Origin of the sequence: Pontibacter kalidii (genome assembly GCF_026278245.1) — a bacterium.
In the GTDB taxonomy this organism is placed as follows: domain Bacteria; phylum Bacteroidota; class Bacteroidia; order Cytophagales; family Hymenobacteraceae; genus Pontibacter; species Pontibacter kalidii.
On sequence record NZ_CP111079.1, the window covers coordinates 1558843 to 1578277 of the forward strand.

The 19435-nt window shown below is 53.0% G+C and carries 16 protein-coding genes and 2 tRNA genes; 3 read left to right on the forward strand and 15 right to left on the reverse strand.

Going from position 1 to position 19435, the window contains the following annotated elements; genetic code table 11:
• Positions 1 to 155 precede the first annotated feature (155 nt).
• The gene (locus OH144_RS06700) at positions 156 to 1418 is read left to right on the forward strand and encodes an alkaline phosphatase family protein (protein ID WP_266205529.1); all 1263 of its coding nucleotides are present in this window, start codon (positions 156 to 158) and stop codon (positions 1416 to 1418) included.
• Between the two features lie 78 nt (positions 1419 to 1496).
• Here OH144_RS06700 and OH144_RS06705 read toward each other — a convergent pair whose 3' ends face one another.
• The 10 genes from OH144_RS06705 to OH144_RS06750 all read right to left on the reverse strand — a co-directional run bounded on the left by OH144_RS06705 (position 1497) and on the right by OH144_RS06750 (position 12841).
• Entirely contained in the window at positions 1497 to 2096 is a 600-nt protein-coding gene (locus OH144_RS06705; protein WP_266205530.1) for a hypothetical protein, read from the reverse strand.
• Positions 2097 to 2474: 378 nt separating this feature from the next.
• Positions 2475 to 2888 carry a DUF4625 domain-containing protein gene (locus tag OH144_RS06710; protein WP_266205531.1) on the reverse strand — a complete coding sequence of 138 codons (414 nt, stop codon included), beginning with the start codon at positions 2886 to 2888 and terminating at the stop codon, positions 2475 to 2477.
• A 277-nt stretch (positions 2889 to 3165) separates the two neighbouring features.
• Positions 3166 to 4194, reverse strand: a complete 1029-nt coding sequence (locus OH144_RS06715) for an N-acetylmuramoyl-L-alanine amidase family protein (RefSeq protein ID WP_266205532.1) — start codon at positions 4192 to 4194, stop codon at positions 3166 to 3168.
• 246 nt (positions 4195 to 4440) lie between these two features.
• Positions 4441 to 5895: a M48 family metalloprotease gene (locus OH144_RS06720; protein WP_266205533.1), complete on the reverse strand. Its 1455-nt coding sequence runs from the start codon at positions 5893 to 5895 to the stop codon at positions 4441 to 4443.
• Between the two features lie 208 nt (positions 5896 to 6103).
• Entirely contained in the window at positions 6104 to 6367 is a 264-nt protein-coding gene (locus OH144_RS06725) for a TFIIB-type zinc ribbon-containing protein (protein WP_266205534.1), read from the reverse strand.
• Positions 6368 to 6742: 375 nt separating this feature from the next.
• On the reverse strand, positions 6743 to 7873 hold the full coding sequence (locus OH144_RS06730) for a tetratricopeptide repeat protein (RefSeq protein WP_266205535.1): 1131 nt from the start codon (positions 7871 to 7873) through the stop codon (positions 6743 to 6745).
• A 70-nt stretch (positions 7874 to 7943) separates the two neighbouring features.
• Entirely contained in the window at positions 7944 to 10520 is a 2577-nt protein-coding gene (gene gyrA / locus OH144_RS06735; RefSeq protein WP_266205536.1) for a DNA gyrase subunit A, read from the reverse strand.
• Between the two features lie 78 nt (positions 10521 to 10598).
• Positions 10599 to 10841 (reverse strand): hypothetical protein, encoded by a 243-nt coding sequence (locus OH144_RS06740; RefSeq protein WP_266205537.1) that lies wholly within the window; start codon positions 10839 to 10841, stop codon positions 10599 to 10601.
• Between the two features lie 132 nt (positions 10842 to 10973).
• Positions 10974 to 11744, reverse strand: coding sequence for an SDR family oxidoreductase (locus OH144_RS06745; RefSeq protein ID WP_266205538.1), 771 nt, complete (start codon positions 11742 to 11744; stop codon positions 10974 to 10976).
• Between the two features lie 77 nt (positions 11745 to 11821).
• Positions 11822 to 12841: a metal-dependent hydrolase gene (locus OH144_RS06750; RefSeq protein WP_266205539.1), complete on the reverse strand. Its 1020-nt coding sequence runs from the start codon at positions 12839 to 12841 to the stop codon at positions 11822 to 11824.
• Between the two features lie 115 nt (positions 12842 to 12956).
• Between OH144_RS06750 and OH144_RS06755 the strand changes: the two genes are divergently transcribed.
• The gene (locus OH144_RS06755) at positions 12957 to 13997 is read left to right on the forward strand and encodes an ion channel (RefSeq protein ID WP_266205540.1); all 1041 of its coding nucleotides are present in this window, start codon (positions 12957 to 12959) and stop codon (positions 13995 to 13997) included.
• A gap of 51 nt (positions 13998 to 14048) precedes the next feature.
• On the opposite strand, the gene OH144_RS06760 is transcribed toward OH144_RS06755, so the two are convergent.
• From OH144_RS06760 to OH144_RS06780, 5 genes are all read right to left on the reverse strand, one after another.
• Positions 14049 to 15215: a hypothetical protein gene (locus tag OH144_RS06760; RefSeq protein ID WP_266205541.1), complete on the reverse strand. Its 1167-nt coding sequence runs from the start codon at positions 15213 to 15215 to the stop codon at positions 14049 to 14051.
• Positions 15216 to 15376: 161 nt separating this feature from the next.
• Positions 15377 to 15449, reverse strand: a tRNA-Thr gene (locus OH144_RS06765).
• A 58-nt stretch (positions 15450 to 15507) separates the two neighbouring features.
• A tRNA-Thr gene (locus tag OH144_RS06770) sits at positions 15508 to 15580 on the reverse strand.
• 130 nt (positions 15581 to 15710) lie between these two features.
• The gene (locus OH144_RS06775) at positions 15711 to 17777 is read right to left on the reverse strand and encodes a DUF349 domain-containing protein (RefSeq protein ID WP_266205542.1); all 2067 of its coding nucleotides are present in this window, start codon (positions 17775 to 17777) and stop codon (positions 15711 to 15713) included.
• 31 nt (positions 17778 to 17808) lie between these two features.
• Positions 17809 to 18381 carry a YqgE/AlgH family protein gene (locus OH144_RS06780; protein ID WP_266205543.1) on the reverse strand — a complete coding sequence of 191 codons (573 nt, stop codon included), beginning with the start codon at positions 18379 to 18381 and terminating at the stop codon, positions 17809 to 17811.
• A gap of 396 nt (positions 18382 to 18777) precedes the next feature.
• On the opposite strand from OH144_RS06780, the gene pdxH reads away from it, so the two are divergent.
• Positions 18778 to 19428: a pyridoxamine 5'-phosphate oxidase gene (gene pdxH / locus OH144_RS06785; RefSeq protein WP_266205544.1), complete on the forward strand. Its 651-nt coding sequence runs from the start codon at positions 18778 to 18780 to the stop codon at positions 19426 to 19428.
• Positions 19429 to 19435 lie beyond the last annotated feature (7 nt).

A 19435-nucleotide genomic window follows, 5' to 3' on the forward strand; every position in this document is an offset into this window, starting at 1 on the left:
AACCTTAAACCTGATCAATCTGCCATGGTTCAGAGAAACCTGCTCATTAGAGATAACTGTTATCGCTGAAATACACTTCGGAGCTCTCAGTAATAGGGCTTTAAATTTAACTTGCGTTTATACTTTGTTTACCTGCATCAGCTTAACTTTGCCCCATGAAACGCTTGAAGATTTTTATACTTGCCCTGCTGTTAGCAGCCCCAGCTTGGGCGCAGGTAGACACTGCCCAACAGGTAGAGCCGAACCGCCGGAACAGCGTAGCGCAAATGCAGAAGCCCTACGTGATCATGATCTCCGCCGACGGCTTCCGTTATGATTACGCCGATAAGTATGACGCGGCGAACCTGAAAAATTTCAGGGAGCTAGGGGTGCAGGCCGAGTCGATGCTGCCCTCATTCCCAAGCAAGACGTTCCCCAACCATTACACCTTGGTTACAGGCATGTACCCGGCCACGCACGGCCTCATCAACAACTACTTTTACGACCCGCAGCGAAAGGAGCATTACTCTATGCGCGACAGGAAGCAGGTGGAGGATGGCAGCTGGTACGGCGGTGTGCCACTATGGGTGCTGGCAGAACGGAACCAGCTGCTGTCGGCCAGCTTTTACTGGGTAGGCTCCGAGGCGCCGGTGCAGAACACGCGCCCCACCTACTGGTACAAGTATAATGAGGATATTCCGTTCGAAGCCCGGGTGCAGACCGTGGTGGACTGGCTAAGGCTGCCGGAGGCGGAGCGCCCGCACCTGATCACGTTTTACCTGCCGGAGGTAGACCACGCCGCTCATCGGTACGGGCCGGATGCACCGGAGACGGAGCAGTCGGTAAAGGAGCTGGATGCACGCCTGAAGCAGCTGACAGAGGCAGTGGCTGTCACGGGCCTGCCGGTAAACTATATCTTTGTTTCCGACCATGGCATGATTCAGATAGACCAGGAGAATACCTTGCCGCTTCCGGCCGCAGTCGACACGGCAAAGTTCTTGGTGTCAGGCGGAGGTATGGTGGTGGAATTGCACGCCAAAAATAAAAAGGACATCAAGCCAACGTATAGAAAACTGAAGAAGGAAGCTGGTGGAGCTTATAAAGTTTATACCAAAAGCAATATTCCGAAGCACCTGCACTATGGTAAGAAGGCGGACAAGTATAACCGCGTGGGCGATATCCTGCTGCTGACCGATGCTCCAAAAGTATTCCATTTCTCCAGCCGCAAACCTGCACCGGGCGCACACGGCTACGATCCTACTGCCGTAAAAGAGATGCACGCCACATTTTATGCTTGGGGGCCGGGATTTAAAGAGGGTGTAAAAACAGCTGCGTTCAGCAATGTGCAGGTATACGCTATCGTGGCTCGGTTACTGGGCCTGGAGTATAGCCATAATATTGATGGCGATGGTACAGTTGCCAAGGAGGTTTTAAAGTAAGACGCTAAGTATAAAAAAGGAAGAGCCACTATACATTAGTGGCTCTTCCTTTTTTATACTTCTATACTTTCATGCCCTTTACCTACCAGGCAAGTATACCTGCAGGCCAATGGCCAGGTTAAGCCCGGACTCGCCGCTGCCAACCGAAATGTCAGCGCTGGTGCGGGTGTAGCCAAGGATGCCCTCCAAGGCCACGTTCTGGGCCACAAAATGGGCATAGCCTGCCCGTAGGCCAAGCACGCTGGAGAATACGGAGTCGCCTTCGCTATCTTCTTCGGAGCTTCCGGCTATGCCGACCACGGCTTCGCCAAACCAGCGGTGCGTGGGGGCGGCACCCTCTGGGAAGTAGTAACGCACAAAAGGCGTCAGGCCATAACGGAACGTCTCGCCGCCGTCGTAAATATCCAGCCCCAGTTGAATCTCGGTACCGATGGCTGCATTATCGCTGATGAAGTAGCCTGCACGGGGGTTAACGTTCAAGGTAAAGAAATCAGACTTGAAATTGAAACCGATGTTGCCGATCGTAGCGCCTATAAGCCAATTCCCGTCCCGTACAGCCTCAGAAGCTACGGGAGCGGTGGTTTGCGGTGCCCGCTCCCGAATTTCCTCCTCAATCTGTGCGGAGGCGGAAAGCCCGATCAACGTTAAAAATGCAGAGAGTAGTATTGTTTTTTTCATAGACTTGATGTTAGTAATGGGCACAGGTAGGTTTGCACCTGTATTAGATAAAGTTGGCAGTTATTTTAACGCGGACATGGGGTGTTAGTTGTACTATATGGTTAAGCGCTTGGATAGGCATGTGGACAGGCTGATTCCGGTGGCGCATGTTCTAGGCCTGCCATATCGATTTTGTACATTAAGTGAGCTCTCAGAACCATGCCTGTCGGCTCCTGAGGCAAGCCAGAAGAAGGCCTGCCCTGGCACAGCGTCGGCTACCAAGAGGGCGTATGGGCTGGCGCCTTCTTGCCTGGTGGCGAGACCCTGACAAGCAAAAGGCCCTGCATCAAGCAGGGCCTTTTGTAGAAAGTAAATAAGTATGTGAGGTGGTACGTGCAGTTAGGGCATTACATTGATGGTGACAGATTCCTCCGCCTCATTACCCTGCTCGTCGGTGGCCTCTACAGTAATCATATAGTCGCCCTCAGGGGCATCGGCAGGCAGTGTTATATCCAACTCCAGGTCTTTCTGGCGGTTGTCGTTCAGAAAGTCGGTGATGTCGTCATCCTCTATTTCGCTGGTATTGCCAGTTGGGTTCGTTACCCACACCCTAATATTCTCCAGTCCCTGGTCATCAGTGACGTTTGCTCTAAGGGCCACCACATTGCCCGGTGCAAACATGGTGTTCTCAGAAGGGGAGCTGATCGTGATTGTTGGAGCAGTTACATCCAGGTCCACGTCCTCATCGTCATCATCACAGGCAACAAATGCAAAACTCAGGACCATTAGGAATAGCCAATTTAACTTTTTCATAAGCTCGTCTTCTTTAGTTGGTAAATAAAAAGTGTGTTTAGATAGCGATATAGAAATATAATGTTCTACTGGCCTACAGCTACCTTCCTCTACATCTTTTTAAACGGGATTAACCTTGTTATGTTCTGCCTGGCTAAAGAGTGCAATTTAACCCCTATTGCTGACTATGTTTTGTGCAACTACCGATTCTTACTGGCCGTAAATCCGAGGCCAATGAAAAAGGAGCCCTGTAGCAGGGCTCCTCTATACTTATATACTTAGATGACTTTTCAATAGCTTAGTTGCTGGCTTTGTAGTCGGCTATGATGCCGTCGCAGAGCCAGTTGGCCAGGGCCTGCCTGTTGTTCGGGATAACGAAGCGGCGCTGGTCCTTATCGTTCTTGATGTTGCCCAACTCCACAAACACGGTAGGCGGGTGGCTATATTTCACAACATACAGGCTACTGCGCGGCGTAACGGTGCCGAAGTAATCGCGGTTGGGCTGGTAACGGTTATACTTGGTGGTAAACACCTCGTGGATGCGTTGGGCCAGGGCGAGCCCCGGCGCGCTGTTCTCGTGATGATAGAAGAACACGTCAATGTTCTGGCCCTTGCTGCGGCTGTCTATATGAATAGAGAGCATGCGCTGGTGTTGGCCTTTGTGCCGTTGGTACAGCCGGTTTATGTCTGCCACGCGGCTCCTGAGGCGCTGTGTCTGGCCATGGGGCACCGGGTCGCCAAAGTAGCCCACCTCATCCGTATCCATCTCCAGGATGTTCTCATCCCGAATCCCGTCGTCCGGGTCCTGGATAACCATGTAAACGGTAGCGCCATGCTCCATCAGGCGGCGGGCCAGGCGAATGGTAACATCATAGGCGTACTCATCCTCACTTAAATGGTAGGGGCCGTACTTTCCGATCGCACCCGGGTCCGGGCCGCTATGGCCGGCAACCAGGTAGTAAACAGAACCCTGCAACTGGCGGTCTATGACCTCTACGCGCTCGTAGTTTTTCCCGAACAGGGGTTCTACCAGTACAGCGGGGGCGGGAGCAGGGGCTACTTTTTCTGCTGGGGCGGCCGTAGTTGCGCCGCCTGCAGAGGCTGTTGGCAGCAGGTAAGTTTTGCCTGCGTACAGGCTGTTGTCCCGCCCGAGGTTCTTCTGGTTTAGCTCCACAAAGTTTTGGAGGTGCTCAGAGGGCTCCAGTCCGTGGCGGCGGAGTAGCAGGTAAATGCCATCCCCGTCTTCGGCCACCACTTTGGGGTAACTCTGGCTAAAAAGGAGGGAGGCATTCAGGAAAAGGGTGAAGGTAAGTATGAATTTCCGCAAGGTTCTTACTGTTTATGTCCTACTATCTCTTACGAACCGATAGTATGGAAAATTTTACAAGCGAGAAAATATTCGGCTAAGGCTGCATTAAAGTTATACTTTTTAACCGACTTTTTCCCAAACAAAAGGCCATCAGCTATTTAAATTTGAAGAGCACCGGGGCAGGGCAGGGGCCGCCCAAAAAAAGCGCCTCCCTGATTAAGGGGAGGCGCTGCTGTAGTGATGATGCTATGGTGCATTTATACTTTATTTCGAAATAACTTTGACCATCGTTCCTTTCTCTACCCGGTCGGTTAGCTCCATGCCGTTGAGTATGGCAAATTCTTCCAGCCTGTCCTGCTTGATGTTATGGTTCTGCAGGATCTGGGATAGCGTGGCTGTTTGCTGCACCGTGACAATTTGAATCCGCTCAGGCTTACGGTTAAGCTTATCGGCCTCGGTCAGCTCGGCAAAATTCTGCATGGTGTTACTGAAAGTCTGGAAATAGTTGTCGAAGTCGTCGGCGGTGGTGATGCCCATCAGGCTGTAGTTGTTGTTGCCGTAGCGGATAAGGTAAGTCAGCGTTCGGATTACGGGCTGTTGCTGTTGTTGTTGCTGCTGAGGCTGTTGGTCTGCTACGATGGCAAGGGCAGGCAAGCCATTAACCGTTGTGCTCTTGGACTCTACGGGCTGCAGGTTATAGCCTTGCATTAAGGCTTGGGCAGCGGCTTCCAGGGTTTCGCCGGGCACCAGCATCAGGTTCATCATGGCCTTTCCTTCTTTTTGCGCCATCTGAAAAACCTGCGGTGAGTTTAAGTATCCCCAGTTAGAAGGGATCGGGAACCGGAACTTCAGCTCCGGGTGGTAGAACACGCTGTTCTCCACGAATCCCTGCCGCGGGTCTTCGCCATACACGATGCCGTCTATGCGTTTCAGGTATTCGTTGCGCTCTACTTTGGCGGTGGTCAGGTTTTCTTTCTTTTTCCAGGCGGCGGCCAACTCATGCACCCTGGTATAGCGGTCGGCGGGGTTCGGGTGCGTGGAGAGGAAGTCGGGGATGGCGGATCCGCTGCCGGCCTGTTGGCGCTGGAGTGTCAGGAAAAAGTCAGCCATCTCGGTAGCATCATACCCAATTTTGGTAGAGTATTCCACGCCCAGTTCATCCGACTCCCGCTCATCATCGCGGCCAAACTTGAGGAACAGCAGCCCCAGGCCCTGGGAGGCCACATCACCTAACTGCGCGATCTCCGGGGAAATGACCATGGCGCCAATCAGCCCAACTTGTGCCAGGGTAGCCTTAGACTGCTGCTGCACGGAGTGGCGCGCAGTAATATGCCCGATTTCATGGCCAAGGACACCAGCGAACTGTGCCTCATTGTTGAAATGGGCCATAATGCCGCGCGTAAAGTATACGTAGCCGCCGGGCAAGGCAAAAGCATTGATCACGGGAGAGTCTACTATTTTAAATTCGTACTTTAGCTCCGGCCGGTGCGATACAGCCGCCATTGCCTGGCCTTTTTGCTGTATAAACTGTTGCAGGGCCTTGTCCTCATAAAGGCCGAATTGGGCTAGCACGGCCGGATCGGATTGCGCCCCAAGCGCGATTTCCTGTTCCTCCGACATCAGTACAATGTCTCGTTTGCCCGTTACGGGGTTGGTAGCGCAGGAATTAAAGAGCAGCAGCACGATAGCTAGCCCTGCGATAAGATTGTATTTTTTCATAGTTATCTCGTTTAGTTCGCCGATTCTGAGAATCTATATTAGAATAATCGAATCTTAAGTTTGAACGGTGCGAAACCTGTTAGGTTGCAACAATGCCCGGACTAGTAAGCTTTCCCGAGCAGAGGAACCCGAAGTAAAATAAACAGAAAGCGCCTTAGCGTTTTCATCGCTAAGGCGCTTTCTGTAAAGATTGACGGAGTGGCAGGGATTAAAAGTCAAAGAGATCGCTCAGGAAGGACTGTTTCTTTTTATGTGGGTGCTGTTTCTTGTCGCGGCCGTAAGAGTCGTAACCGTATCGTTTATAATCCGATTCATAGTTTTCCCGCTTGGAGTAGTGTTCTGAAGACCGTTCGATGATCTTTTCGAGTTCGCCACGGTCCAGCCAGATACCACGACAGCTCGGGCAGTAGTCAATCTCTACGCCATTTTTATCACTCATAAGGAGCGTTTCGTTACAGTTAGGGCATTTCATATGTATAGTGCTTTGTTTATCCTGAATATAAACAAACAAAAGTATAAGGTCTTTACTTCACGACGTAAACACCGTTGCACACGACGGACAGAGTCCAGAAGCAAGTTGAAGAATCTAACTGTTTCTAACCGAGCCTTGCTCTACACTTTCTTATTTAACATAAAGTACATTATGAGTGACACTTAAAATAGATGATTAATCATCGTACATTATAAGTCTTATAATTTATATTATGTTAAGTAAGGGGTTTCTGTACCTTCATCTGCATGATTACTCCCTTCTTTGGAGCTGCCATCCTTTCACTGCCAGCCTATGGCACAAAAAAAGGAGAAGCACTTCAGCCTCTCCTTTTCTATGTCAGTCAATAACGAATGTCTAGTTCAGTTTTGCGGAAAGCTTTTCCGCATCGGCTTTGCGACCCAGACGTGTGTACACGTTGATCAGGTTCTGCATGGTAGCTTTGTCTTCCGGCTGAATCTGGTGTGCCTTTTCAAAGTATGGCATCGCTGCCTGATAATACTTCTTAGCCTCGGCCTCTAAGGCCTTGCCTTTTTTCTGGTACGTGGCGTAGTCCATCTTAGCGGCCTTGTTGTTGATCTCGGCACCTCTGTTGTACTCCAGTACGCCTAAGTTATAGTATGCGTCGAAGTTGTTCGGATCCGCCTCGATCGCTTTCTTATACACTTCGCGCGCACCATCCAGGTCTTTCTTGCGCTCCAGCAAGTTTCCCTTTACGGCATAAAGGCTGGCGTTCTTCGGATCGGCTTCGATAGCTTTGTCAAGTTTGGCCATTGCCTCGTCAGCGCGGTCGTTCTTCAGGTAGTACTTCAGTTCTTCCTGCATCATGTACACGCTGTTCGGGTGCTCCTTCAGACCCTCAGCCAGAGTTGCCAATATAGCATCATCGCTGGCTTCAGTTGCCTGCTGCAGCTGAATTTTTGCCTTGTACACGTCTTCTGTCTTGTGGCCCATTTTCAGGAGCTCATCATAAAAGCCGATGGCCTGGTCATACTTATTGTCAGCTGTGGAGGCATAGGCCGCGTAAAGCACAGCTGTGGTGTCCTCCGGGCTGATCTTATGCGCCAGTTCATACTTTTCGATCGCGTTAGCCCAGTCCTGGCTGTTATGGAATTCCACCGCCTGGTTCAGCACCTGGCCGTACAGCATTTGCTTGCGCTCCGGCACCTGCTTGGCGAACTCTCCGTTCTGGCCATCCAACTCTACCGTCTTGTCAAAAGACTCCAGGATAACCAACGGGGTGTTCTCGTCTGTTAATTTACCATAGATCGGGTTGCCGATCATGTCCTGATAAATAACGCCACGGTAAAACCAGGTTTTTGCTTTATCCTTTGTTTTTTTATGCTCTGTGGCCTTCTCTATATCAGCCAGTGCTTTGTCAAGCGTTCCATTTTTATGGTTCAAGACTGCACTGTTCACAGCCGAGTTCTGAGCGCTTGCAACCGAAATGGTACCGGCTACTAGGGCTGTCAAAAGTACTTTTTTCATACTTGAATAATGGTTTGAGGTTGTTGTTTGCTTAACGTATTATATCTGTAAATAATTCGTTCTTAGGCGTTTAAGCCTCTTCTGTCGTGTCCGGGTCAATCATCGTGTCCGGCTGCAGCGAATCATCCGGTGTAAGCTCTGACTGTTCCATCACCGCCTCCTCTACAGCCTGCTCCAGTACCGCTTCTTCTACCTCGGCTTCGTTCTCGGCCTCTACTTTTGCCACTGATGAGATTTGATCCCCCTCATTGAGCTTTAAGAGACGAACCCCCTGTGTGGCGCGGCCGATGATACGAAGGTCGCTCACGCGCAGACGGATGGTGATACCCGAACGGTTGATGATCATCAGGTCGTCGGTATCGATTACGCCTTTGATGGCCACGAGTTTTCCTGTTTTTTCGGTAATGTTCATCGTCTTCACACCCTTTCCGCCACGGTTCGTGATACGGTATTCCTCGAGTGGCGAGCGCTTGCCGAAGCCATTTTCCGAAACAACCAACAGGTTGGTGTTCTCATTCTCTACACAAACCATACCAACTACCTTGTCGTTTGGTCCGGCCAGGGTGACGGCACGCACACCGGCAGCCGTACGGCCCATCGGTCTTACCTGCGTCTCGTTAAAGCGGATGGCCCTGCCCGACTCCAGCGCAATGACAATCTCGCTGCTGGTGTTGGTCAGCTGCACGTCCAGCAGGCGATCGCCATCGTTGATCGAGATAGCGTTGATACCGTTGGTTCTTGGGCGGGAGTAAGCCTCCAGCACCGTCTTCTTGATGGTACCCTGCTCTGTGATGAACACCAGGTTGTGGTTGAGTACGTAATCCTGGTTTTTTAGGTCGTGCACGTTCAGTACGGCGCGCACATTATCTTCCTTCTCGATCTGGATAAGGTTCTGGATGGCACGGCCTTTGGTGGTCTTCCCTCCTTCCGGAATCTCATATACTTTCAGCCAGAACACACGGCCAGACTCTGTAAAGAACAGCATGTGGTGGTGTGTGTTGGCAATAAACAGGTGCTCGGTAAAGTCGCTCTCCCTGGACGCAGCCACGCCTCTGGAGCCTACGCCGCCACGGCTCTGGCTGCGGTACTCGTTCAGCGAAGTGCGCTTGATGTAGCCTTCGTGGGAGATCGTGATTACCATGTTCTCCTCCGGGATCATGTCCTCATAAGAGATGTCGCCGGTGCTGGCCTCGATGCCGGTGCGGCGCTCGTCGCCATAGCGCTCTCTGATCTCAGTCAGTTCGTCCTTGATGATCTGCATGCGCAGCGCTTCATCATTGAGGATGGAGGTCAGGTAGTCAATCAGCTTCATGATCTCCTGGTACTCCTGCTGGATCTTGTCGCGCTCCAGGCCGGTTAGGCGCTGCAGACGCATGTCCAGGATGGCACGGGCCTGGATCTCGGATAGGGCGAAGCGTTCCATCAAGCCGTTGCGGGCAATCTCCGGGTCACGGGAGGAGCGGATCAGGTTGATCACTTCGTCCAGGTTATCCAGCGCGATCAGCAAGCCTTCCAGAATGTGGGCGCGTTTCCGTGCCTCCTCCAGCTCATACTGCGTTCTGCGGATAACCACCTCGTGTCTGTGTTCCACAAAGTACTTGATCAGGTCCTTCAAGTTCAGCGTCATCGGGCGACCCTTCACCAGGGCCACGTTGTTTACGCCAAACGAAGACTGAAGGGCCGTATACTTGTAGAGGTTGTTGAGCACCACGTTCGGGATGGCATCGCGTTTCAGGTCATACACAATCCGCAGACCGTCGCGGTCAGACTCATCGCGCAGGTCGGCAATGCCTTCAATCTTTTTTTCGTTGATGAGCGCTGCCGTTTTCTCGATCATGGATGCCTTATTGACCATGTAAGGGATGTCCGTTACGATGATCTGCTCCTTGCCGCTCGGTGTCGTTTCAAAAACAGCGCGTCCACGGATCAGCACACGGCCACGGCCGGTCTCAAAAGCGGACTTCACACCATCGTACCCGTGGATGATGCCGCCTGTCGGGAAGTCCGGTGCCGTGATGTGCTGCATCAGTTCGGCAATCGTGATGTCGTTGTTATCGATATAGGCCTCGATGCCGTTCACCACCTCCGTGAGGTTGTGCGGCGCCATGTTGGTGGCCATGCCCACGGCAATACCCGAGGTGCCGTTGATCAGCAGGTTCGGGAGTTTAGCGGGCATGACGCTCGGCTCTTTCAGCGAGTCGTCAAAGTTCGGTACAAAGTCTACCGTGTTCTTTTCCAGATCGGCCAACAGCTCGTCGGCAATGCGCTTGAGGCGTGCCTCGGTGTAACGCATGGCTGCCGGCGAGTCACCGTCTATGGAGCCGTAGTTTCCCTGGCCGTCCACGAGCGGGTAGCGCAGCGACCAGTCCTGGGCCATGCGCACCATGGTGTCGTACACGGAGGAGTCGCCGTGCGGGTGGTACTTACCCAACACCTCCCCCACAATACGGGCAGACTTCTTATAGGCCTTGTTATAGGATACCCCCAGCTCAGACATGCCGTACAGCACGCGGCGGTGCACAGGCTTTAATCCGTCCCTGACGTCGGGTAAGGCTCTGGAAATGATAACAGACATTGAGTAGTCGATATACGCGCCGCGCATTTCGTCTTCAATGTTGATCGGTATTATTCGTTCGCCTTCTTGCATGTTAAAAGGTCTAAAATAATGTAAATGGTATGATAGATCAGGCAAGTTAGGCAAAAAAGGCCTTACTGCCTATATAGCTTATTCCTTATTTTTAGCTTTGGAGTGGCCCTTTCGGGTTTTCTCCTGCGACACCTTGTCCAGCTTCTCGCCTACTTTAGGGTTCTGCTTTTTCCAGATGGGCTGCCCGCGGTATTCCTGGTCGCCGTGGATGTGCTCCATACGCACCTGGCAAGGGCCTATGGGACAAGCTGGTTTACAGGAAACGAGGGAGGCGGAGAGCAGCGCGGTGCCGAGGATGAATAGTGATTTCTTGTATGTCATGGGTTCCGTTTATGAGCCTCTATTAAATTGTTGAGCGCCCAATTCCATATCATACAAAAATAAGCATTTTTGCTGACATTCAACAGTATTTTGCCACATAATTACCCCCTGGGGAGGCTTTAAAAGTAAACGCTACAGCGGGTGAAAACCATTCACCGTGAAGCCCCCGTCTACGGCAATGGTCTGGCCGGTAACGTAGGCCGCAGCGGGCAGGCACAGGAAGGCCACGGCACCGGCCACATCCGCCGGCTCTCCTACCTTTTGCAGCGGGGTGCGGCTGATCACATGATCGTAGAACTCAGGATTGCTGAGCACCGTCTGGGCCAGTGGGGTGCTAATGTACCAGGGAGCCACGGCGTTTACCCGGATCCCGTCTTTTGCCCATTCCACGGCCAGGTTGCGGGTGAGCTGCGTTAAGGCGGCTTTGGTCATGCCATATATGCTGCCGGTGCGCACGTGCACCAGCCCTGCCACGGAGGTGACATGCACAATGTTGCCCTGCTCAGATTTCTGCAGCAACGGGTACAGCAGCCGGTTCAGCTCAAACGCCGACCGCAGGTTGGTCTGCATGATAAACTCATATTCTTCAGCGGTGTACTCAGCGGTTGGTTTGCGGATGTTGGTGCCGGCGTTGTTAACCAGAATGTCGAGCAGGCCCCACTTCTGCTGTACCCACCCGGCCACGGCCGCCCTGCCCTCGGGCTGGCTTACGTCTGCCGGCAACGTATACAGCCCCTGCGGATGCTGCTCCTTCAGGCGGTCCAGGTCTTCCTTTTTGCGGGCCACGGCCAGCACCTCGGCGCCAAGCGCCAGCATCTCTTTCACGGTCGCCTCGCCTATGCCTTTAGAGCCCCCGGTTACCACTGCCTTTCTGCCTGTCAGCAGCCATCTGTTTTGTGCCATTTCTTTCATTGTTTTAGTGATGTATCTGTAACGGAAAACCAGCAGGAAGTATGGTGTTTTTACTTCTTTAGCCGCTCCTACCTCAGGCCGGTGATGCGGTTCCAGTACGCCAGCAGGTACTCCTGATCTACCTTAGGTCGGTTGTTAACCTCTTCGAACTGCAGCTCCCCCTGCGCGTCCTGCCATACTTTGTACACAAACACATAGCCGCCGCCACTCTCCTGCCAGCCATCAAACTTGCCAAAGCGCAGGTCGTTTATCAGCAGGGCTCCCGCTCTGTCTTGCGTTACGGTGTAGTAGCCTTTGGTGATCTGAAGAAGGCGCTCGAGTTTGGGGTGGCCGCGGTAGGGCGCCAGCAGCTCTGCCTGCTGCGGCTCAAAATCGTACTTCACCTGCTGGTCTGCGTCCATCAGCGAGTAAAAACCGTTGTAGAACCCTTCTTCTCCCGCTGCCGTCACCGACCAGAAAACGGTGTTCATGGGCGTTGGTTTGCTGATGTAGGAAGTATGGTCAATCCCCTGCCGGGTCATACTTTGCTCGAACACGCCGTTGGCCATGCTTTTAGCCACGAAGGACCAAAGCAGGTATGCTGTGCTGATCATTAAGCCTGCATAGTTGAGGTAGCGGCGCGTAGAACTGAGGCGGTGGTAGAAGGCAGCTGCAGCCACAAACACCAGGAATGGCAGCGTATACAGCGGATCCACCACAAAGATGTTATAAAAGGCTACGCCGTAGTTTGTGAACGGCCAGAAGAGCTGTGTGCCCCAGGTAGTGCAGCTGTCGAGCAGGCTGTGCGTTACAAAGCCCAGAAAGAATAGCAGCGACCAGTCGCGCAAGGTGGCCGGGTTGTTTTTGTAAAGCCGGTGCAGCAGCCAGCCAAGCAGGGGCGACATGACCACGGCAAACAAGAAGGAGTGCGTGAGGGAGCGGTGGAAGGTAAGTTGCTGTACGGTGTCCAGCCACGGGTTCAGCAGGACATCCAGATCCGGGATGGTGCCTGCCACGGCGCCCCATAGCAGAGCCTTGTTGCCCAGTTTTTTGCCTGCCACGGCCTCGCCCACGGCAGCACCCAATACTATTTGTGTTAAAGAATCCATCTTACAAGTAAAGTATAGAATAGGCCCCTGCAGTTGCTGCTGCAACTAAGCCTGCCTTGTAAAGGTATAAACAAGCTGCCTTGCAGCAAAGGCTAACTTTGAAGCTCACCTTTCTATGAACGAAACGCTCTGCCTTATCCTGGGAATTCTTACCATCGGCCTCGGTATCTACGACCTGTTGTATACTACTTTCGCTCCGCGCGGGGCCGGTATCGTAAGCGGGTTTACCTCCACGTTTATATGGCGTGTGTTTTTAGGCCTGAGCAGTTTGCTTAAGACGCGCAAAGCGCTTGCCGGCGCGGGTATCCTCATTATCATGGCAACCATTTTCGGTTGGGTATTCCTGCTCTGGATTGGGAACGCACTGGTGTTCCTCTCTGACGCGGATGCCGTGGTAGACAGCACTAGCGAAGTGCCTGCCGATGCCTGGGACAGGGTTTACTTTACGGGCTACATCTTGTCCACGCTGGGCAACGGCGATCTGAAGGGAGGCACCGAGCCGTGGCGTATTTACTCCGCCTTTATCTCCTTCTCCGGGCTTATACTTATTACCATTGCCATTTCATACATGGTGCCGATTCTCTCGGCGGTAACAGAGCGCAGAACCCTGAGCATCCGTATCGCTTCTCTAGGCCACAGCCCGCAGCAGATGCTGCTCAACAATTGGAACGGCACTGATTTTAAGCAACTGGAGGAACATTTCGATGGGTTGGCGCAGCCGGTGGCCAAACAAGGGCAGCTGCACCTGGCCTACCCGCTGCTACACTATTTTTACAATGCCGAAAAATCGACGGCGCTGCTGCCAAACCTGGCTGCGCTAGACGAGGCGCTCACGATCCTGCTGCTCTATGTTTCCGAAGATAAGCGCCCCTCCAGCCAAAGCATGCTGCCGCTGCGCCACGCCCTAACGACTTTTCTAGATTCCCTCACCACTATCACGCCCGATCCTGCATCTCTGGAGGAGCCTAAGCTAGACATCAAACAGCTGGTGGATTCAAAAGTTACGCTGCTGCAACCTGAGGCAAAGAAGATAGAGCAGTTGCGCAAGCGCCGCAAGTTCCTGAACGCTATGCTTGCCTATGTTGGGTGGAGATGGGACGAAGTAACTGAGACAAAATTTATCAATGACCTGGATCTGCAGGACATTAACTATTAGCGGCAGGCCTTGGCTTCTACGTATGCCAGGGGCTGCCGCTAGTCTTTACTATTAATGCATTATCCTGGCGCGCTTAAATTCTTTCGTCCTGTCGAAGAGATAGCGGTAGGTGGCGTGCGTCTTGTAGATCCTGCTTCCGAGCTGCTCCACCAGGCGCATCATCTTCGGGTTAAAGTCACCGATCCAGTTCATCTGCAGGTCGTGGTACGGGATGCTGGGGTTGTTGATGACCACCCTGCCGGCCGATACGATCATAGCGGCCTCCACGCCCTTGCCCTGGTGCTCCGGCGTAATGCCGAACACGATGCCATACATGGTCTTGCAGGCGCCCCTCCAGCGGTTAAACAGGAACTTGAGCTTGCCCCACCAATCCAGCTTGCCGTTGTTATACTTGAAGAGCTGGTTCAGCTCTGGAATGGCGATAAAGAAGCCAACTGGTTCTTCGTTGTAGTAAGCAAACCAAATGATGCGCTCGTCCAGGATAGGCTTCAGCTGTTTCATAATGGCGGCGGCCTGCGCCTCCGTCATAGGTTTTACGCCTTCGTGCTTGGCCCAGCCTTTGTTGTATACTTCCCGGAAGTCGCTGGTATACTTAGGCAGGTTCTTCTTGTCCAGGTGCTGAAAGTGGTAATTCTTGTCAGCCAGCACACGATTTGCTCTCATCTGGTACTTCTCCGGAATCTCGTCGTGCACGGTGCGGTAGTAGGTATACTGCTTAAAGAACAGCTCGAAGCCATAGTTTTCCAGCAGCTGCTGATAGTATGGGTAGTTATACGGCATGCAGTAGGTTGGCTCATAAAAGCCATCCAGCAGCACCCCCCACCACTTGTCACGCTCTCCAAAGTTGATAGGGCCGTCCATGGCCTCCATGCCGCGCTCCTTGAGCCAGTCGCGGCAGGCGTCGAGCAGCAGGTTGGCCGCGGCCTGGTCGTTTATACAATCAAAGAAGCCCATGCCGCCGGTTGGCTGCTCGCCAGCGTTGGCTGTTTTCTTGTTGATGAAGGCAGCTACGCGACCGATGGACACGCCCTTGTCGTCCTGCAGTATCCAGCGGATGGCCTCTCCCTCGCGCAGCAGTTTATTCTTCTTCGGGTCAAAGATATTGTGCACGTCCTTATCCAGCGGGCGGATATAGTTGGGGTCTTTCTTATACAGCCGCACCTGCAGCAGCAAGAATTCCTGCGCGAGCTCCGGCGTGTTTACCTCTATCAGTGTCATAGTATGTGTTAAAACGGGAACGCTAAATAAACTATAATCCGCAAGAAATGGAAGTATAATACGGGGATGTGCTTCCATTGCGGCCAGCAAAATGTAGAGCGGCGGGGAAAGTATAAACGCAAAAAAGCCTCCAGATTTCTCTGAAGGCTTTCCTGTTTAAGAGCCCCCTGCCGGGATCGAACCAGCGACCTACTGATTACAAGTCAGTTGCTCTACCAGCTGAGCTAAGGAGGCTTGTACTTGATGTTTACCAGGGAAGCAGATGCAGTACCAACATTTGCTTTTGGAGTTGAGCCCCCTGCCGGGATCGAACCAGCGACCTACTGATTACAAGTCAGTTGCTCTACCAGCTGAGCTAAGGAGGCTTAACCTTTTTTTGATGTGCTTTATTGTGTTAAAGCGTTGCAAAGGTATAGTTAAGATTTAATTCTGCAAACACCTGCTTTAAAATTTTCTCCTGACCACTCCTAAAAAATTGAGAGTCAGGAGAAAAAATTATGCCCTGAAGGCGTCCAGCTGGTGCTGCAGGTGAGCGATGCGCTTCTGGGCGTCGGCGATGCGGCCCTCATACTCCTCGCGCAGCTTGTCGGCGTTTTTGGAGCGGGCGAAGAATTCGATGTTCGTCCGCAGTGTCTGGATGTCGTTCTGGAGCTGGGATATCTCGCGGCGCAGTGTGTTCTCGCGCTGGTGCAGTTTCTGACCAGCATCGGGGCTGTGCTTGATGCGCTCTACCTGTAGCTTCACGAGCAGGTCGGTGCGCTCCTCCAGGTTCAGCTCCGGCACGCGCTCCAGGTATTTCTCCATCAGGGAAATAAACTTATCCTCTGCTTTGGGGCTGGTGCGTTTGTTGCCTTTGTCAGTCTCGCGCCATTGCTGTACCAAGCTGTTGAATTCATCCACGCTGCCGGTGGCGCTAGGTTGAGAGAGCTTATCGGCCACCTTATCGCATATCTCCATTTTCTCGGCGGATAGTTTCTCCAGTTCTGCGGAGCGCTGCTGCTCCTGCGCCTGCTTGCGGTCAAAGAACTCGTTGCAAGCCGAGCGGAAACGCTGCCAGATCTTGTCTGAATGCTTGTCAGGCACGCGGCCAATCGTCTTCCATTTCTTCTGGAGCTGAATGAGCTTTTCCTTGGTACTGGCCCAATCGGTGCTTTCCTTCAGGCTCTCCGCCTCCTCGCACAGCTGCGTTTTGAGCTGCAGGTTGTGCATCTTCTGCTCATCGAGCGCCTTAAAGAACTGGTTTTTACGCTGGAAGAAAGCCTTGTAGTTGCCCCAGAAGGCCTTGTTTACCTCCTCGGCGTTCTCCTTCGGCACCAGCCCGGCCTTATCCCACTCCTCCTTCAGTTTTTGTATCTCGTCGGTCTTGTCGCGCCACTCGTTGATGCGGTCGGTATTAAAGTTGGCAAACTCCTGCAGGCGCTCCAAAAGGGCTCGCTTCACGGTCAGGTTCTGCAACTCGCGGGTAGAGCGCTCCTCGTGGTAGGCGCGGCGGCGATCATGTATTTTCTCGGATGCCTGTGTGAACTGCTCCCAGATCGGGTCGCGCTGGTCGTTTGGCACCGGACCAATGTTTTTCCACTCTTCGTGCAGGTGACGCAGCTCCTGCAGGGCTTTATTTATACTTGGCTCCTGCTGCAGCGCCTCGGCACGCTCTATCAGCTGGTGCTTGGCCTCCAGGTTTCTTCTGCGGTCCAGCTCCTTCATTTCGAAGAACATGCTGCGGTTGTTGTAGAAGATGTCGAGCAGGGCGTGGTAAGAATCCCACAGCTCCTGCGCCTCTCCGGCCGGTACCGGACCGGTGGACTTCCACTCGGTCTGCAGTTTCTTCAGTTCATCGCCACTATTTTTCGTCTCAGCCGACTCCACCAGTTCGCGCAGGCGGCTCAGCAGTTCCTTCTTGCGCTCCAGGTTGTGGTGGCGCTGCTGTTCCTGGTTTTGCCGCTGCTGGTAGCGTGACTCGCGGTAGGCCGTCAGCAGTTTCTCCAGGTCCTGGTGCTCTCTGGAAGTATGGTAATCGAAATCCTCCTCGGTGCCCCCCTCCTCTTTAAACTTAGCTAAAGCCTCGTTGCGCTCTGCCTGGAACTTAAGGTCATACTGACGCTGAATCTCGTTTATGGTGCGGAATTTACGGAGCGCATCGGCGCTTTTGAGCACATTGCCCAGTTGCTGTCGCAGCTCTTCCAGGGATAGTTGGCTGTAGTCGGTATGGTCGTCCTCCTCTTCCTCCTCCTCCTCGTGGTGCTCTGGAGCTGGCGTAGCAGCCTTGTTTTCCGCAGTGCTTTCTGTTGCCACCGGAGCTGCCTCCTCCTCTTGTACATCGGTGTTTGCCTCGGCAAAAGTCCCAGTTATACTTTCGGAAGCCTCGCTTTCCTGCGCCGAGCCAAGATCTGGCTTTACCTCAGGCTGTTCCTCCTTCGGCACTTCCTGGCCTGCTCCAGACTGGGTTTCTTCTGCGCGTTTCGTCTCTGGAGAAGCTGCGTTCTGCTCATCTGCTGCAGCCTGGTTCTCTGGTTTGTTAGCCTCAGCACCGGTGGTGTCCATATACTCTTTATCAGTTGTCATGTCTACTATATTAGGTAAACTTTATCGGGAATCAGTTCAGGCGTGGGTCGTCCGGGTAGTTGCTCAGCACCTTAAACTTTCCGCCCATCTCGCGGAGGATGCTCCGCCAGAGGGTTTCTGTATCCAAAGTAAATAATTTATTCGCAGCATTGTTGTTCACGATCCAAACATTTTTGTCGATCTCCTCCTGCAGCTGACCGGGCGTCCAGCCGGAATAGCCCAGGAAGAACTTAATGTCATCCTTGTGCACCAGGCCGGCGTCGATCATGGTGCGCAGCGTCTCGAAGTCGCCGCCCCAGTAGAGTTCCTCGCTCAGCTTCACCGCCTGCGGCAGTTCGGGCAGGCGGTGTATGTAGTGCAGTGTGTTGTACTGCACCGGCCCGCCAATGCCCAGCACCATGTCAAAATCCTCATCAAACACGTCCAGCACGTCCGACAGGCGCAGGTTGGACGCCCTGTTGAGCACCAACCCAAAGGAGCCTTCCTCCTCTTCGTGGCTGCATAGCAGGATCACGCTGCGCTCGAAGTTCGGGTCGCCCAGGTATGGTTCGGATATGAGTATGCTTCCGTTCTGCGGATTTATAGCCTTACTTTCTGCCATCATTCTTGCTTCACTTTTCTAGTCAGATACCGTTGATAGCACAGGGAGCCTTCTTTATTACAAAAAATCATATAAAAATAACCATCTTTAGTTTCTTACGCAAATAGACGGATATGGTAACAGTTTGGCTCCCTGCGCGCTGTATTTTTGATGCTATACTGCGATTCGTGCTTTACAGTTGGCAATTAGACATTTGTTTGACTGATACCTTGTAGGGCTGCTGCGAGTTGAGGGAAGTATGCCGCCACAAGGTATAACGAATTCTCCGGGAAGGGAGCAAACACCTTTTATACTTTACTGCCGCAATCCTTCTCTATAGAAAGGCTGCTGAGACAATGGCCGAAGAATAAGTTTAGCGGCAGCGGATAATTTTATAATTTTGAACCAAACTACCAGAAAATGGCGCTAACACATAACATTGCCGATATCCGGATCAATTATATGAAGCACGCGCTCACCGAAGAGTCCGTGGCTTCGAACCCGCTGCATCAGTTTAAGGTGTGGCTGCAGGAGGCCATCGAAGCGCAGGTGGAGGAACCGACGGCGCTGGTACTCTCCACGGTGAGTGCGGCCGGAAAGCCCGCTGCCCGTGTGGTGCTGCTAAAGGGGGTGGATGAGCAGGGCTTAAGCTTCTATACCAACTATGCCAGCCGCAAAGGCCGGGAGCTGGAGCAGAACCCCTATGCCGCTGTCACACTTTTCTGGCCGGCCCTGGAACGACAGGTGCGTGTGGAGGGGAAGGTGGTGAAGGTGCACCCGGAGGAGTCCGACGCTTATTTCCACAGCCGCCCGAAAGGCAGCCAGCTTGGTGCGTGGGCCTCGCCTCAGAGCCAGGTTATTTCCTCCAGGGAGGTGCTGGAGCAGCGGGAGAAGGAACTAAGCGCCCAGTTTGCAGCTTCTGAGTTTGTGCCGCGCCCCGTGCATTGGGGCGGTTACCGCCTGTTGCCGGATTACGTGGAGTTCTGGCAGGGCCGCCCCAGCCGCCTGCACGACCGCATCGTGTATGAGCTGGAGAACGGTGACTGGCAGATCAAGCGGCTGGCTCCCTGATTCTGAA